This window comes from Pseudomonas putida (genome assembly GCF_001976065.1).
Classification (GTDB): Bacteria; Pseudomonadota; Gammaproteobacteria; order Pseudomonadales; family Pseudomonadaceae; genus Aquipseudomonas; species Aquipseudomonas serbica.
On sequence record NZ_MNAH01000005.1, the window covers coordinates 215,369 to 230,514 of the forward strand.

At 60.1% G+C, this 15,146-nt stretch carries 15 protein-coding genes; 1 reads left to right on the forward strand and 14 read right to left on the reverse strand.

What is annotated here, in order from left to right:
* Window positions 1-8 precede the first annotated feature (8 nt).
* The 14 genes from BKX96_RS19450 to BKX96_RS19515 all read right to left on the reverse strand — a co-directional run bounded on the left by BKX96_RS19450 (window position 9) and on the right by BKX96_RS19515 (window position 14,300).
* Window positions 9-407, reverse strand: coding sequence for an EamA family transporter (locus BKX96_RS19450; protein ID WP_046818906.1), 399 nt, complete (start codon window positions 405-407; stop codon window positions 9-11).
* Between the two features lie 10 nt (window positions 408-417).
* Window positions 418-792: a DMT family transporter gene (locus BKX96_RS19455; RefSeq protein WP_077185238.1), complete on the reverse strand. Its 375-nt coding sequence runs from the start codon at window positions 790-792 to the stop codon at window positions 418-420.
* Window positions 789-1,709, reverse strand: a complete 921-nt coding sequence (locus tag BKX96_RS19460; protein ID WP_046818904.1) for an arginase family protein — start codon at window positions 1,707-1,709, stop codon at window positions 789-791. Before BKX96_RS19460 ends, BKX96_RS19455 begins: the two co-directional genes overlap by 4 nt.
* A gap of 142 nt (window positions 1,710-1,851) precedes the next feature.
* Window positions 1,852-2,181 carry a GlpM family protein gene (locus BKX96_RS19465; protein ID WP_162488918.1) on the reverse strand — a complete coding sequence of 110 codons (330 nt, stop codon included), beginning with the start codon at window positions 2,179-2,181 and terminating at the stop codon, window positions 1,852-1,854.
* Window positions 2,182-2,201: 20 nt separating this feature from the next.
* Complete coding sequence (gene aauR / locus BKX96_RS19470; RefSeq protein ID WP_046818902.1) at window positions 2,202-3,530, reverse strand: two-component response regulator AauR; 1,329 nt, start codon at window positions 3,528-3,530, stop codon at window positions 2,202-2,204.
* Window positions 3,527-5,428, reverse strand: a complete 1,902-nt coding sequence (gene aauS, locus BKX96_RS19475; protein ID WP_046818901.1) for a two-component sensor histidine kinase AauS — start codon at window positions 5,426-5,428, stop codon at window positions 3,527-3,529. Before aauS ends, aauR begins: the two co-directional genes overlap by 4 nt.
* 162 nt (window positions 5,429-5,590) lie before the next feature.
* A complete protein-coding gene (locus BKX96_RS19480; protein ID WP_046818900.1) occupies window positions 5,591-6,325 on the reverse strand; it encodes an amino acid ABC transporter ATP-binding protein in 735 nt (244 codons plus the stop codon).
* On the reverse strand, window positions 6,322-6,993 hold the full coding sequence (locus BKX96_RS19485; RefSeq protein ID WP_046818899.1) for an amino acid ABC transporter permease: 672 nt from the start codon (window positions 6,991-6,993) through the stop codon (window positions 6,322-6,324). Before BKX96_RS19485 ends, BKX96_RS19480 begins: the two co-directional genes overlap by 4 nt.
* Window positions 6,993-7,739, reverse strand: coding sequence for an amino acid ABC transporter permease (locus tag BKX96_RS19490; RefSeq protein WP_046818898.1), 747 nt, complete (start codon window positions 7,737-7,739; stop codon window positions 6,993-6,995). Before BKX96_RS19490 ends, BKX96_RS19485 begins: the two co-directional genes overlap by 1 nt.
* A 194-nt stretch (window positions 7,740-7,933) precedes the next feature.
* Complete coding sequence (locus BKX96_RS19495; protein ID WP_046818897.1) at window positions 7,934-8,848, reverse strand: glutamate/aspartate ABC transporter substrate-binding protein; 915 nt, start codon at window positions 8,846-8,848, stop codon at window positions 7,934-7,936.
* Window positions 8,849-9,205: 357 nt separating this feature from the next.
* Window positions 9,206-10,744, reverse strand: a complete 1,539-nt coding sequence (glpD, locus tag BKX96_RS19500; protein WP_046818896.1) for a glycerol-3-phosphate dehydrogenase — start codon at window positions 10,742-10,744, stop codon at window positions 9,206-9,208.
* A gap of 271 nt (window positions 10,745-11,015) precedes the next feature.
* The gene (locus tag BKX96_RS19505) at window positions 11,016-11,771 is read right to left on the reverse strand and encodes a DeoR/GlpR family transcriptional regulator (RefSeq protein ID WP_008056633.1); all 756 of its coding nucleotides are present in this window, start codon (window positions 11,769-11,771) and stop codon (window positions 11,016-11,018) included.
* A 95-nt stretch (window positions 11,772-11,866) separates the two neighbouring features.
* Window positions 11,867-13,372, reverse strand: coding sequence for a glycerol kinase GlpK (gene glpK, locus BKX96_RS19510; RefSeq protein WP_077185239.1), 1,506 nt, complete (start codon window positions 13,370-13,372; stop codon window positions 11,867-11,869).
* A 76-nt stretch (window positions 13,373-13,448) separates the two neighbouring features.
* Complete coding sequence (locus BKX96_RS19515; RefSeq protein WP_077185240.1) at window positions 13,449-14,300, reverse strand: MIP/aquaporin family protein; 852 nt, start codon at window positions 14,298-14,300, stop codon at window positions 13,449-13,451.
* 298 nt (window positions 14,301-14,598) lie between these two features.
* On the opposite strand from BKX96_RS19515, the gene ybaK reads away from it, so the two are divergent.
* Window positions 14,599-15,069 carry a Cys-tRNA(Pro) deacylase gene (ybaK, locus tag BKX96_RS19520; RefSeq protein WP_077185241.1) on the forward strand — a complete coding sequence of 157 codons (471 nt, stop codon included), beginning with the start codon at window positions 14,599-14,601 and terminating at the stop codon, window positions 15,067-15,069.
* Window positions 15,070-15,146: the final 77 nt, after the last annotated feature.

Sequence of the window (15,146 nt, forward strand, 5' to 3'; positions counted from 1 at the left end):
GGGCTGGGTCAGGTTTCTTCACCCCCGGCCAACAACACAATCCCTGCCATGATCACGGCTACTCCCAACCAATGCAGCACGCTGATGTGCTCCCCCAACCAAAGCCAGGATCCCAGCAATACCCCAACGAACACCAGTGAGCTCAAGGGAAAGGCCAGGGACAAATGGCTGCGTCGCAGGATCAGCATCCACACGAAGAACGCAGCGATGTAGCAGGCAATTGCCAGCCAGACCCCGGTGTTTGCCGCCACTGCCAGCAGCCACTGCAGGTTGAAGTCCATTTGCCCCAGTTCATCGCCACCGACCTTTGTAGCGATCTGGCCCGCGCTTTCCAGGCCGATCAACAGGACCCACAGGACAACGGTGCCCAGACGTTCGTGCAGCCAGTCGGCCTTGCTCCTGATCATCGCTCGATCTTCATGCATTGACCGCACACACGAGCATGACGCCCGCCGTAATCACCAGCGTACCGAGCCAGCGTCGTCGGCTGACGTGTTCGCCGAGAATGACCTTGCCCGCCAACACCACACCGCAATAGGCCAGCGCCGCCGCTGGAAACAACAGGCTCAGCGGTGCCCTGGACAGGGCTTCGAGCCAGATGAAGAACTCGATCACGTAGGCGCCGACCCCGCACCACAGGAGTGGCGCGCTGAATACCTGGCCCCAGAACGCATTCAGGCGAAACCCGCCTTCGAGCTCCGGCAAGCGATCAAGGCCGAGTTTGAAACAGAGTTGACCGATGACGTCCAGCACAATGGAAATCGCCACCAGCACGATCACGGTGAAGGTCATGGGAACAGCTCCTCCAGCAACTCGATCAAAGCCTGGTTGGTCGCGGCATTGCGCAGCAGGTCGGCTTCGCACCAGCGCTCGGCCGGGGGTTGGTCAGACCTGGCCTCCCAGCGTTTCAGGACATTACTGAAGCCCGGCCTGGCGTAGTCGCCACAGACATCGATGCCGAGGATGCGTTTGCCGGCTGCCAGCATGCGAATTGCCTGCAACAGATGGCTCAGGCGCATGGCGCCCTGGTCCCAGTTGGTCGCGGCGTCCTCGCTGGCCAGCACATCCTTGTCGATCGTGATCCACACCGCCTGCGTAGGCAGGCTGGCGATCAGTTGCTGGAGAAACGCCGGCCAGTCCAATCCAGCCAGGTTGTGCCAGTGCAGCAGGTTTTCCTGTTGCCGATGCCCGGCACCATCGCCGATCAGCCCCCAGATGCGCGACGGTGCGTGCTGCCAGGGAAACAGTTGCAACACGCCGCGCTTGAGCGCTGGCAGGTTGCCGCCCTTGAGCTGCGGATTTTGCAGGTCGTCGCTACAGGGACCGAGGGTAACGATGCGCTGGATGTTCGGCAGTTTCAGTGCCTGGTTGACCCATGAACCGCAATGCCTGCGCGGCGCGAACCGAACCCAGTCGGGGTGGTTGTCGAAGTGGATCAGGCTGGTGGGCTCCGGCAGGTCGGTGAGGAAAGCCGGGGTCAAATGGTGGTAGTCGCCGGAGCCGACGAAGAATATTTCCGGCTGTGGGCCGCTGTGGCGGGGGCGTTGTTGCAAGCGCTCGCAAAAGCGGCGCCAGGTGCGTTCACTGGACCAAAGCCGCAGTTTCGGGCCGAGGTCGAGCAGGTCCAGGCGTTTGGCGCGGCCGCTGTCGAGCAACTGCGCGATCGGTGCCTGGGCCGTGAGGCTGTGGTCGAGATCTAGAATGTTCAAGGTCAGTATTCACCCTTGGCAGACCCCTCCCGGACACCGGCTTCATTGACATGAAGACCGGCCGAGGGGCTTTAGAGGGTAAATGCAAGGGGCGGGCCAGCACCTGCAGGTATTCGTGCCAGGCTGTAACAGGAGATTGTGCTCAACCGTGCAGGCGAACCCAGACACTGACCAATGCCGATGCCGCGATCAACCACGCCACGGCCGCCACGGCCAGCGATGCCTCAAGACGCAGGCGGTCGACCATCACATACAGCGTGGCCAGGTAGATGAAGTACGGAATGATCGACCACATGCCAAACACGATGGTGGTCTTCAAGTCATCCAGCGAACGGCCCTTGCCGACGATGTAATGGGCGATGAGCGCAAAAGTCGGAAACAGCGGCACGAGCCCGGCGATGTAGTAGTTCCGGGTCTTGGCCAGGGCGGCGAGGATCACCACCACCGCCGCGCCCAGGGTTGCTTTGAGTATCAGGTCCACACGGGTCTCGCTTAATGGCTCAGGCCGTACTTTTTCACTTTGTCGAACAGCGTCGTCTTGGCCATGCCCAGTTCCAGGCTGGCCTGGGTCAGGTTGCCACCACTGCGTTGCAAGGCGTCGCTGAGCAGGTTGCGCTCGAAGGCTTCCACCGCTTCAGCGAAAGCCAGGCCTTGGGCGCCGCCGCCTGCACCCGGTTTCTTGAACGCCGGCAGGCCCAGGGCAAATCGTTCGGCGACGTTACGCAGTTCGCGCACGTTACCTGGCCAGTCGTGGCTCATCAGGTTTGACAAGGTCTGGTTGTCCAGTTCCGGTGCGACGCGGTCGAAGCGCAAGGACGACTGCTGCAAAAAATACTCGAACAGTTGCAGGATGTCTTCGCGGCGCTCGCGCAGGGGAGGCAGTTCCAGGGTCACCACATTGAGGCGGTAATACAGGTCACTGCGAAATTCACCGGCCTTGCTCGATTCATCGAGATCGGATTTGGTGGCCGCGATCACCCGGCAGTCGACCGCCACGCTCTGGTTCGAGCCGAGGCGTTCGAGGGTGCGTTCCTGCAACACCCGCAGCAGTTTGATCTGCAGGGACAGGGGCATGCTTTCCACTTCGTCGAGGAAAAGGGTGCCGCCGTCGGCGTGCTCGATCTTGCCGATCCGCCGTTTGCCGGCGCCGGTGAAAGCGTTGGCCTCGTGGCCGAAAATTTCACTTTCGAACAGGTTTTCCGGCAGGCCACCGCAGTTGAGCGCGACGAATGGCCGGGTGTGCCGACGACTGAAGTCGTGCAGGCAGCGCGCGACCAGTTCCTTGCCAGTGCCGGTTTCGCCTTCGATCAGCACGTTGGCTGAAGTATCGGCGACATTGGCGATCAGTTCGCGCAGGTTCTGCATGGCCGGCGAACGACCAATGATCCGCCCTTCGAGGGAGTCGCGCTCGGCCAGTTGCCGGCGCAGCGACGAGACTTCCCGTGCCAGGCTGCGTTGTTCCAGGGCTCGACGGGCGACGTCCACCAGGCGTTCGGGCGAGAAGGGTTTCTCCATGAAGTCGTAGGCGCCTTTCTGCATGGCGCCGACGGCCATGGAAATGTCGCCGTGACCGGTAATCAGCACCACCGGCAGGCTGCGGTCGCGGGCCTTGAGGCGGTTCAGCAGTTCCAGGCCATCGATGCCCGGCAGGCGAATGTCACTGATGACGATGCCGGCAAAGTTATCGCCCACCCGTTCCAAGGCTTCCTCGGCACTGCCGACACCGATGCAGGGAATGTCTTCCAGGGTCAGCGCCTGCTGGCAGCCGAGGAGCACATGTGGGTCGTCTTCGACGATCAATACACTAAGGTCGTTGTTCATATTGGCTCAGCGGAAGTGGGGCTTACCAACGGTAAACTGAGGACGAAAGCGGTACCACCACTGGCCGGGTGCTCGACCCCCAGATGACCGCCAGTGGCAGCGGCCAGGCTCGCGGAAAGGGTCAGGCCGAGGCCGAGGCCTTGTTCGCCAGGTTTGGTGGTGAAAAACGGTTCGAACAGGTGCTTGCGCGCTTCGGCATCGATGCCGTGGCCATTGTCCCTCACTCGCAGACGATGTTTGCCATCGAATACTTCGCCTTCGAGCCACAACTCTGGCTGCGGTTGCGCCTGCATGGCGTCCAGGGCATTGCCGATCAGGTTGACCAGGATTTGCTCAAGGCGGGTCTGGTCGATCCGCACCTGCACATCCTCGAAGTGGCGATGCAATTGCAGATGGGCGTTTTCCATGCGTCCGCCGAGTAATTGCAGGGCCGCGTCCACGGCTTTGCCGAGACAGGCCTGGCCCTTGTCGTCACCGCGCCGGGCAAAGGAGCGCAGGCTGGCGGTAATCCGGCCCATGCGGTCGATCAATTCGTTGATGGTCTTCAGGTTGGTGCTGGCCACGTCCAGTTGACCACGCTCGAGGAAACGCACGGTGTTGCCGGACAGGGTGCGCAGCGCCGCCAATGGCTGGTTCAATTCGTGGGCGATGCTGGTGGACATCTGCCCGATCGCGGCGAGTTTTCCGGCCTGCACCAGTTCATCCTGGGCACGGCGCAGCGTCTCTTCGGCCTGACGGCGTTCGCGGATCTGACCCTTGAGCCGCTCGTTGCTGGCGCGCAGGTCGGTGGTGCGTTCGGTAATCCGACGCTCGAGTTGGTTGTTGGCTTCCTGCAAGGCTTCCCGGGCGGCGAGGCGGGTGGCGATCACCTTGCGCCGCTCGTTCCAGGCAATCAGCAGGAACGCGACCAGGGCAAATGCCACGGCCACCAGAATCCCCTGGTTGATCGCTTCGCGGCGCAAATCCTGTAGTGGCGTAAGCAGGGTGAAATTCCAGGGGGTGTCGCTCAAGGGCCGGGTTTGCGACAGGTAGCTGATGTTTTCGTCATCGGAAACCAGTTCGCTGTTGGCGGGGAAGGTGAGTTTTTCCACGCCCTCGGACAGGGTTTCCCGGGCCAGCGGTTGCAGTTCGTTCAGCGGAAACCAGTAGTACTGCAGACTGCGGGCGAGCTTTTCCTTGGTTTCTTCGCTCAGCGGTACCACTGACTTCAGGCGTCGGGCCGGATCGCTGGAGAGAATGATGATGCCGTTCTCGTCGCTGACGAAGGCTTCCAGGCGCGCCCTCTGCCAGCGTTCTTCCATGGCTTCGAGGCGCACCTTGACCACCGCGACGCCGATGATCTTGCCGTGTTCTTCCAGGCCATGGGCCAGGTAGTAACCGGGTTCGCCGTTGGTGCTGCCGATGCCATAGAAACGGCCGGGCTGACCGCGTACGGCGTTCTGGAAATAGGCACGGAAGGACAGGTCTTCGCCCAGGTAACTGTCGACATCGCGCCAGTTACTGGTGGCCATGACGCGGCCAGTGGTGTCCATCACGTAGATGGCCCGGCTGCGGCTGCGTCGGTTCAGGCCTTCGAGGTAATCATTGACGGTCTGCCGGTGTTCCGGCGTCGGGTCGGCCAGAAGCTTGGAAACACTGGTTTCGAGTTCCAGCAGGCTGGGCAGGTAGGTGTATTTGCTGATCTCGCTTTCGACGGCACGGGCGTGCAGTTCCAGCTGGCGCTGGCCGTTTTCGCCGAGGCTGCGGATACCATAGTGTTCACTGGTCCAGAAGCCGATATAACCCAGTCCGATCATCAGCGCGATGATCAGCGGCGGCAGGAACAGATGGCGAATCAGGCGGGGTTTCACGGCGAGTGATGGCGACGTGGCGCGATAAAGATTGGGGTCGCATTTCATCACAGATGCCTTGGGTCAACCACAACACAAATCTTAAAATCACCGCTGACCCAATGTGGGAGCGGGCTTGCTCGCGAAGACGGCGGCACATTCAAAACAGGTGCGACTGACACACCGCTTTCGCGAGCAAGCCCGCTCCCACATTTGGGGAGCGGTGTTTTCTTAGTGTTGCAGGATCTTGTTGAGGAAGTGCTGCGTACGTTCGGCACGGTGGCTGATGTCGCCGAAGAAATCCTCTTTCTTGCAGTCTTCGATAATCTTGCCAGCGTCCATGAAGATCACGCGGTCGGCCACTTTGCGGGCGAAGCCCATTTCGTGGGTCACGCACATCATGGTCATGCCTTCGTGGGCCAGTTGCACCATCACGTCCAGCACTTCGTTGACCATTTCCGGGTCCAGCGCCGAGGTCGGTTCGTCGAACAGCATGACGATCGGGTCCATCGCCAGCGCGCGGGCAATCGCCACGCGCTGCTGCTGACCGCCGGACAGTTGACCCGGGTGCTTGTGCGCATGGGCCGAGAGGCCGACACGCTCCAGCAACTGCAGGCCTTTCTTGGTGGCCTCTTCCTTGCTGCGGCCCAACACCTTGATCTGCGCGATGGTCAGGTTTTCAGTGATGGTCAGGTGCGGGAACAGTTCGAAATGCTGGAACACCATGCCCACCCGCGAACGCAGTTTCGGCAGGTTGGTCTTCGGGTCGGCGATGGACGTACCGTCGACCACGATGTCGCCTTTCTGGAACGGTTCCAGAGCATTGACGCACTTGATCAGGGTCGATTTGCCGGAACCGGACGGCCCGCACACCACGATCACTTCGCCTTTCTTGACCTCGGTGCTGCAATCAGTCAGTACCTGGAAGTCCCCATACCACTTGTTGATGCTTTTGATAGAGATCATACGGCGAACCTTTTTTGCAGACGCTTGACCAGCAGCGAGGCGGAAAAGCTGATGATGAAGTACACGAGACCTGCGAAGATCAGGAACTCATTGGAGCGGCCAATGATGTCGCCACTGGCGCGCGAAGCATTGAGGAAGTCCACCAGGCCGACGGCGTACACCAGCGAGGTGTCCTGGAACAGGATGATGCTCTGCTGCAGCAACAGCGGGGTCATCTTGCGAAACGCCTGCGGCAGGATGATCAGGCGCATCATCTGGCCATAGGTCATGCCCAGCGCCTGGGCAGCGCCCATCTGGCCCTTGGGAATCGACTGCACCCCGGCGCGGACGATTTCGCAGAAGTAAGCCGCTTCGAACATCATGAACGCGACGATGCACGAGGTGAACGCACCGATCGGTGTGTCTTCGCCCGTGATCCAGCGCAGCACGAACGGCACCGCCAGGTAGAACCAGGTGATCACCAGCAGCAACGGGATCGAGCGGAAGTAGTTGACGTACGCGCCGGCCAGGTTCGACAGCAGTTTGTTGTGCGACAGACGGCACAGCGCCAGGATCGTGCCGAGGATGATCCCGCCGATCACGCCCATGGCCATCAGCTTGAGGGTCATGACCATGCCGTTCCACAGGCCCGGCAGGGACGGGATGATGCCCGAGAAGTCGAATTCCATCATTTACCCCCTACGGAAATCAGGCCTGGTACGGCGACTTTCTTCTCGACCAGGCGCATCAGCAACATCAGGCTCATGTTCAGGGTGAAGTAGATCAGCGTGGCCAGGGTGAAGGCTTCGAACAGGTTGGCCGAGAACTCGGCGGTCTGCTTGGTCTGCGCCAGCAGCTCCATCAGGCCGATCAGCGAGGCCACGGAAGTGTTCTTGAAGACGTTCAAGAATTCCGAGGTGAGCGGCGGAATGATGATCCGGTAGGCCTGGGGCAGCAGCACGTTCCAGTAGATCTGCGGCAACTTGAAGCCCATGGCGCGGGCCGCGGATTCCTGGCCGCGGGGCAGCGCCTGGATACCGGTGCGCACCTGTTCGCAAACCCGTGCGGTGGTGAACAGGCCCAGGCACACGACGACGCTGAGGAAGGCCGATGTGGTCGGGTTCAGGTCCTGCTTGTACCACTCTTGCAGGTCTGCGGGCAGCAGGTCGGGTACCAGGAAGTACCAGATGAACAGCTGGACCAGCAGCGGCACGTTACGGAAGAGTTCGACGTAGCAGGTGGCGATGCCCGATACGATGCGGTTCGGCATGGTACGCATGACACCCAGGATCGAGCCCAGTGTCAGGGCAATGATCCAGGCCGCGATGGCGATGCCGATGGTCCAGGCCAGGCCGGTGATGTACCAGTCGAGATAGGTCTCGCTGCCAACGCCGGTGGACTTGAAGAACACGCCCCAGTCCCAGTTGTAATTCATTAGGGTCTCCCCTCAGATCGATCGATGTACAGGTACCCGCTTGGGGGAAGCTCCGTTCCCGCCCGACCTTGACGGTCAGGCACACGACATCGGCTCGACAGCGACCGGTGCGAGTGTTTCCAAAAAATGCCAGCAGGGAGTGACAACCCCCCGAAAGGGCCGGGGCCCTCTCAGGAGATAAGGTTAGTCAGAAATCAGGACTTCTTGTCGTCAGCCGCTTTATCGGTCGGATTGGCGATCAGGGCCTTGAGTTCGTCACTCATCGGGAAGTTCAGGTTCAGGTTTTTTGGCGGGATTGGCTGCATGAACCATTTTTCGTAGATCTTGTTGATCTCGCCCGACGCGTAGGTGGCCTTGATGGCGTCATCCACGGCCTTCTTGAACGGCTCGTCGCCTTTGCGCACCATGCAGCCGTAGATTTCGTAGGACTGTGGAGTGCCGGTCACGGCCCAGTCATCAGCCTTCTTGGCCTTGGCGGCTTCACCGGCCAGCAGGGCGTCGTCCATCATGAAGGCCACTGCACGGCCGGTTTCCAGCATCTGGAAGGATTCGCCGTGGTCTTTGGCGGAGATCACGTTCATGCCCATCTGCTTGTCGGCGTTCATCGCCTTGAGGATGCGCTCGGACGTGGTGCCGGCGGTGGTCACGACGTTCTTGCCTTTGAGGTCATCGAAATCCTTGTACTTGGAGTCCTTTTTGGACAACAGGCGGGTACCGATTTCGAAGATGCCAACGGAGAAGTCAACTTGCTGCTGACGCTCGACGTTGTTGGTGGTGGAGCCGCATTCCAAGTCCACGGTGCCGTTCTGCACCAGCGGGATACGGGTTTGCGAGGTGACCAGGTTGTACTTGACCTGCAGGTTCGGCAGGTCCAGGTCTTTTTTCAGGGCTTCGACGACTTTCAACTGGATGTCGTGGGAGTAGCCGACCGGTTTGCCGGAAGCGTCCGCGATGTAGGAGAAAGGAATGGAAGCGTCACGATGCCCGAGGGTGATGACACCGGACTCTTTAATCTTCTTCAGGGTGCCGGTGAGTTCGGCGGCGAAAACTGGCGTGCTGATCAGAGCGGCAGCAATGGCTGCGCCCAGGATATGGGGAACGATGCGCATCAAATTTTCCTCGACATTGTTTTTTTTATGGAGCCAGTTCTTCGGCCCTTTTGTGCTTCGAATGCCTGACGGCTCCTGAAGTGTTGGCACAACAGGCATTCGTCCAAGAGTGTAGAGCATGACTCGTGCCAGGCCAGGCTGTATGGGCTAATTAACTGATTTATAAGGAAATTAAATATTTATTGGGGGCGTTGGCGGGCAGAAGAAATCCGGTTTACCGAATTGACCGCCGAGTCGCGTTCGGAAAACCGAATGCGAATCCATAGGCGTCCGGCTTGCCGGCGAAGGCGCCCGACAGACTGGCGCAAGGCTTGAGGACGCCTTCGCCGGCAAGCCGGGCTCCTACCAGAGGGGGGATCAGGCTGCTTCGATCTTGCTGCGGTTCTGCTCAACCTTGCTCAAGTAATCGGCGAGCCGTTCCTGTTGTTCAGGGGTGGTGAACAGACCGAGCTTGCTGCGACGCCATAGAATGTCGTGGGCGCTGCTTGCCCACTCTTCGCTGCACAGGTAATCGACCTCACGGGTGTACAGGCCGCCGCCAATGTGTTCGCCCATGTCATCGAGATTCTGTACCCCTTCGAGCATGCGCCAGGTCCGGCTGCCGTAGGTGGTGGCCCAGCGGCGCGAGATTTCGCTGGGAATCCAGTCGTACTTGTCGCGGATCAGCGAGCTCAGCGCCTGCGGTGTGCTCATGTCCTCGCCGCCCGGCAGGGTCGCGGTGGCGGTCCAGCTTGGCTTGATCTGCGGAAAGTGCGGTGCCAGTTGCGCCAGCGCCGACTCGGCCAGCTTGCGGTAGGTGGTCAGCTTGCCGCCGAACACCGACAGCAGGGGCGCTTCCTCGCCGCTGCCCGACAGCGCCAGGGTGTAGTCGCGGGTGACGGCCGACGGGTTGTCGGACTCGTCGTTGCACAGCGGACGCACGCCGGAATAGCTGTGCAGGATATCGTCACGGCTGCTCTGCTTCTTGAAGTGAGCGTTGACCACTTGCAGCAGGTAATCGGTCTCGGTCTCTGTGATCGCCACTTTTGCCGGATCGCCGGTGTACTCACGGTCGGTGGTGCCGATCAGGGTGAAGTGATTGAGATACGGAATGGTAAAGACGATGCGCTGATCTTCGTTTTGCAAGATATGCGCGTGATCGCCTTCGTACAATTTCGGCACGATCAGGTGGCTGCCCTGGATCAGGCGGATGCCATACGGCGATTCCATCTTCAGGTCGTCGCGAATGAACTTGGCGACCCACGGGCCGGCCGCATTCACCAGCGCTTTGGCGCGGATCGAAAACAGGCTGCCATCGGCGCGCTCCAGGTGCAGGTGCCACAGGCCTTTGGTGCGGCGCGCGCTCACGCAGCGAGTCTGGGTGTGGACGTGGGCGCCTTTTTCCCGGGCCGCCATGGCGTTCAATACCACCAGGCGCGCATCGTCGACCCAGCAGTCGGAGTATTCGAACCCTTTGGTGATTTCGCTTTTCAGCGCGCTGTCCGGGCCGAACTTCAGGCTTTTTGAACCGGCCAGCGTTTCCCGTTTGCCCAGGTTGTCATAAAGGAACAGGCCGGCGCGGATCATCCAGGCCGGGCGCAGATGCGGGCGATGCGGCAGCACGAAGCGCATGGGCTTGACGATGTGCGGAGCCTTGGCCAGCAACACTTCACGCTCGGCCAGGGCTTCGCGCACCAGACGGAATTCGTAATGTTCGAGGTAGCGCAGGCCACCGTGGATCAGCTTGCTACTGGCCGACGAGGTGTGGCTGGCCAGATCATCCTTTTCGCAAAGGAACACCGACAGGCCGCGACCGGCGGCATCTGCCGCGATCCCAACGCCATTGATGCCGCCACCGATGACGGCGATATCGTAGACCTCGGCGAGAGGCGGCGTTGGCAAATGAGTAGTGGGCATCGGCTAAGGCCTCGGAATTCTTTGATTTTCTGTATTTGAATTCGAACATTAATGTTCATTTGCGAAAATCTTAGCCTATAAAGACGCGCGCAGCCAGTCGGCTTCGATTGAAAATACTCATCGAAGGGTGATTAAAGGAAAATATTCGAACATTTAAAAGGCGGGAGGGATTGCGTGTGTTCCGTAGGAGTCAGGCTTGCTGGCGAAGGCGTTGCTGAGATCGCCTTCGCCGGCAAGCCGGCTCCTACAGGTTGTTTAAGCACCTTCGGTGTTAAACGACCTCCAGACGAATCTTGTGCTGATTCAACAACTGGGTCAGCGCTGGCACGGGCTGCTGGTCGGTGACCAGGCAATCGATCAGGCTGATCGGCCCCAGGCGGATCATGGCGTTGCGCCCGAACTTGCTGGAGTCGGCCGCGAGAATCACCTTGCGGGCGTTGGCGATGATGGCCTGGGATACCCGCACTTCCTGATAATCGAAATCCAGCAGGCTGCCGTCTTCATCGATGCCGCTGATGCCGACCAGGGCAAAGTCGACCTTGAACTGGTTGATGAAGTCGACGCTGGCCTGGCCGACCACGCCACCGTCACGCCGCACATTGCCCCCGGTCAGCAGCACGTCGAAGTCGTCCTTGGCGCTGAGCATCGAGGCCACATGCAGGTTGTTGGTAATGATCTTCAGGTGATTGTGGTTGAGCAGGGCACGGGCAATGGATTCAGTGGTCGTACCGATATTGATGAACAGCGAGGCGTGGTCTGGGATCTGCGCGGCGATGGCTTCGCCAATGCGCTGTTTCTCGTCGCGCATCTGATCGGCGCGCATGGCGTAGGCGGTGTTTTCAACACTGGAATCGTAAGCCGCGCCACCGTGGTAGCGGCGCAACAAATTGGCTTCTGCCAGTTGATTGATATCGCGACGGATGGTCTGCGGGGTAACAACGAACAGCGTGGCCATTTCCTCGATGCTGACATAGCCGCGCTCGCGGACCAGTTCGAGGATTTGCTGCTGACGGGGAGGCAGATTCATGGGGCGTCCTTTGGGCTGCCGTGCAAAATTTGCCCATGATGCCGCAGGAATCTGCTCCCTACCAGTTACATCCCGATACGAGCCCTCAACCTGGCTTATTCAGCGCCTTCGTGTGGCTCCCAATCGCGGGTGCGGCTGACGGCTTTTTTCCAGCCGGCGTAGAGTTTTTCCTTCGCCGTTTCATCCAGCGTCGGCTCGAACTTGCGTTCGATCACTGCCTTGCCGCGCAATTCGTCCAGGCTGCCCCAGAAGCCGCAGGCCAGGCCCGCCAGGTAAGCGGCGCCCAATGCCGTGGTTTCGCGCATCTGCGGACGCTCGACCTGGGTGCCGAGAATGTCGGCCTGGAACTGCATCAGGAAGTTGTTCGCCACGGCGCCACCGTCCACGCGCAGGGCCTTGAGGCGTTCGCCGGAGTCCTGCTGCATGGCGTCGAGCACGTCGCGGGTCTGGTAGGCAATCGACTCCAGCGCGGCGCGAATGATGTGATCGACGCGCACGCCACGGGTCAGGCCGAACAACGCGCCACGGGCATAGGGATCCCAGTACGGAGCACCCAGGCCGGTGAAGGCCGGGACCAGGTACACGCCGTTGCTGTCCTTGACCTTGTTGGCGAAGTATTCGGTGTCGTGGGCGTCGTTGATGATCTTCAATTCGTCGCGCAGCCACTGGACGGTGGAGCCACCGTTGAACACCGCGCCTTCCAGCGCATAAGCCACTTCGCCACGGGGGCCGCAGGCGATGGTGGTGAGCATGCCGTGGTTGGATTTCACGGCTTTGTCACCGGTGTTCATCAGCAGGAAGCAACCGGTGCCGTAGGTGTTTTTCGCTTGACCGGCTTCGACACACATCTGACCGAACAGGGCGGCCTGCTGATCACCGGCGATGCCGCCGATGGCAATGCCACTTTTGGTGCGGCCGTAAATTTCCGACGACGATTTGACTTGCGGCAGCATTTCCCGCGGGATATCCAGCACTTCCAGCATCTTCGCATCCCACTCCAGGGTGTGGATGTTGAAGAGCATGGTGCGCGAGGCATTGGTGTAGTCGGTGACGTGCACCTTGCCGCCGGTAAATTTCCAGATCAGCCAGCTGTCGACGGTGCCGAACAACAGCTCACCGTTGCGCGCGCGTTCGCGGCTGCCTTCGACGTTATCAAGGATCCACTTGAGCTTGGTACCGGAGAAGTATGGGTCGGTGACCAGGCCCGTGGTGTCGCTGATGTATTGCTCGTGGCCGTCGCGCTTGAGCTGCTGGCAGATCTCGGTGCTGCGCCGGCATTGCCAGACGATCGCGTTGTAGATCGGGCGGCCGGTGTTCTTGTCCCAGACCACGGTGGTTTCACGCTGGTTGGTGATGCCGATGGCTGCGACCTGGTCATGATGCAGGCCAGCTTGCGCCAGGGCTTCGACCATCACTGCGCTCTGGGTAGCGAAAATTTCCATTGGGTCATGTTCGACCCAACCGGCTTGCGGATAGTGCTGCGCGAACTCGCGCTGGGCGGTGCAGACCACGTTGGCGTCGCGATCGAAAATGATCGCGCGCGAGCTGGTCGTACCCTGATCGAGGGCAATGATGTAGTTCTTATTCTGAGTGTCGGTCATGTCGATTGCCTTGGACGAAAAAGGGAGAGTGAAGTCTGGCGCGCGATCAAACGGGCAGGGGCGCGCGCCAACGGAATCAAGAGGTTCTGGGCTTGCCGTCAATGGCAGGTTGTGCATCCTTTGTAGCAGGTGCAGTACCCGGCAGGTGACGGGCAATCAAGCCGCGGTAGGCGGCAGCACCCAGGCAGGCACCGACAATCGGTGCAAACACCGGAATCAGGAAGTACGGAATGACTCGGCCGCCAGTGAAGGAAATTTCACCCCAGCCAGCGAAGAAAGTCATCAGTTTAGGACCGAAGTCGCGCGCCGGGTTCATCGCGAAACCGGTCAGCGGCCCCATCGAACTGCCAATCACCGCAATCAGCAGGCCGATCAGGATCGGTGCCAGCGGGCCATTGGGCAGGCCATTGTTGTCGTCGGTCAGCGACATGATCACGCCCATCAGGATGGCGGTGATGATCACTTCAACCAGGAACGCCTGGGCGGTGGACAGGCTTGGGTTGGGGAAGGTGGAAAACACCGACGCCAGTTCAAGGCTGGCAGCGGTGCCGCGAACCATTTGGTGAGTTTGTTCGAAATCGAAGAATAGATTGCTGTACAGCGTGTACACCAACAAGGCGCCGCAGAAGGCACCCGCCACTTGGGCGATGATATAGAAAGGCAGTTTGCGCTTTTCGAAGTCGGCAAAAATGCTCAGTGCGATACTCACGGCAGGGTTCAGATGAGCGCCGGACACTCCGGCGGTCAAGTAGATCGCCATGCTCACGCCGACCCCCCAGATGATGCTGATTTCCCACAGGCCAAAGCTGGCACCCGCGACCTTGAGCGCGGCAACGCAACCGGTGCCGAAGAAGATCAGCAGCGCAGTCCCCAGGAACTCGGCCATGCATTGGCTTGAGAGTGACGGTTGTTGTAAAGCAGTTGTCATTGAAACCTCATTGTTTTTCTTGTCTGGCGCTTTCATTCCACTGTTCCCGGTTTACAGCAGGGTACTGCGGTAGGATTTTTCATACAGATTCAGAAACGAAAAAATATAGACAAGAAACGCTGATGTCAAAGGTCGAAAGTGAACCATTGGTCACAAATAATCTATTAGTTGTGTGAATGATCGCGTCAGTGAGCGGGCGCGGCGTTTATTGCAGCGGCGAGGCGATAGAGCCTTTTGTGGATCAATGTCCTAGAATCCGGCGCAGGATTTTTCTACTGCCACCCAGTCTGGAGCCGTCATGACACCCGCATTGGATTTGCTGAAAAAGGTTCGTGCCGAACACCGTGTGCACAGTTATGAACATGACCCGAAGGCGGCGTCCTATGGGTTGGAAGCCGCGGAGAAGCTCGGACTGGATCCGGCGCAGGTGTTCAAGACCTTGCTGGCGGCCAGTGAGAAAGGCGAGTTGCTGGTGGCTGTGGTGCCGGTTGGCGGAAGTCTGGACTTGAAGGCCTTGGCGCACGCGGCCGGGGTGAAGAAAGTCGAAATGGCCGACCCTGCGGCGGCCCAGCGCTCCACCGGTTATCTATTGGGGGGGATCAGTCCGCTGGGGCAGAAGAAGCGCTTGCGCACCTTTATCGACAGTTCGGCTCAACCATTGGCGAGCATTTTTGTCAGTGCGGGCCGGCGGGGGCTGGAAGTCGAACTGGCACCGGCGGTGCTGGCGGAGCACACCCAGGGGAAATTTGCCGAGATTGGCCGTGCTTGAACTGTAGGAGCGGGCTTGCCCCAGACGGCGTTCCGACGAATGCGGCAGATCAGTTAACGAAGATGTCGACTGAGACT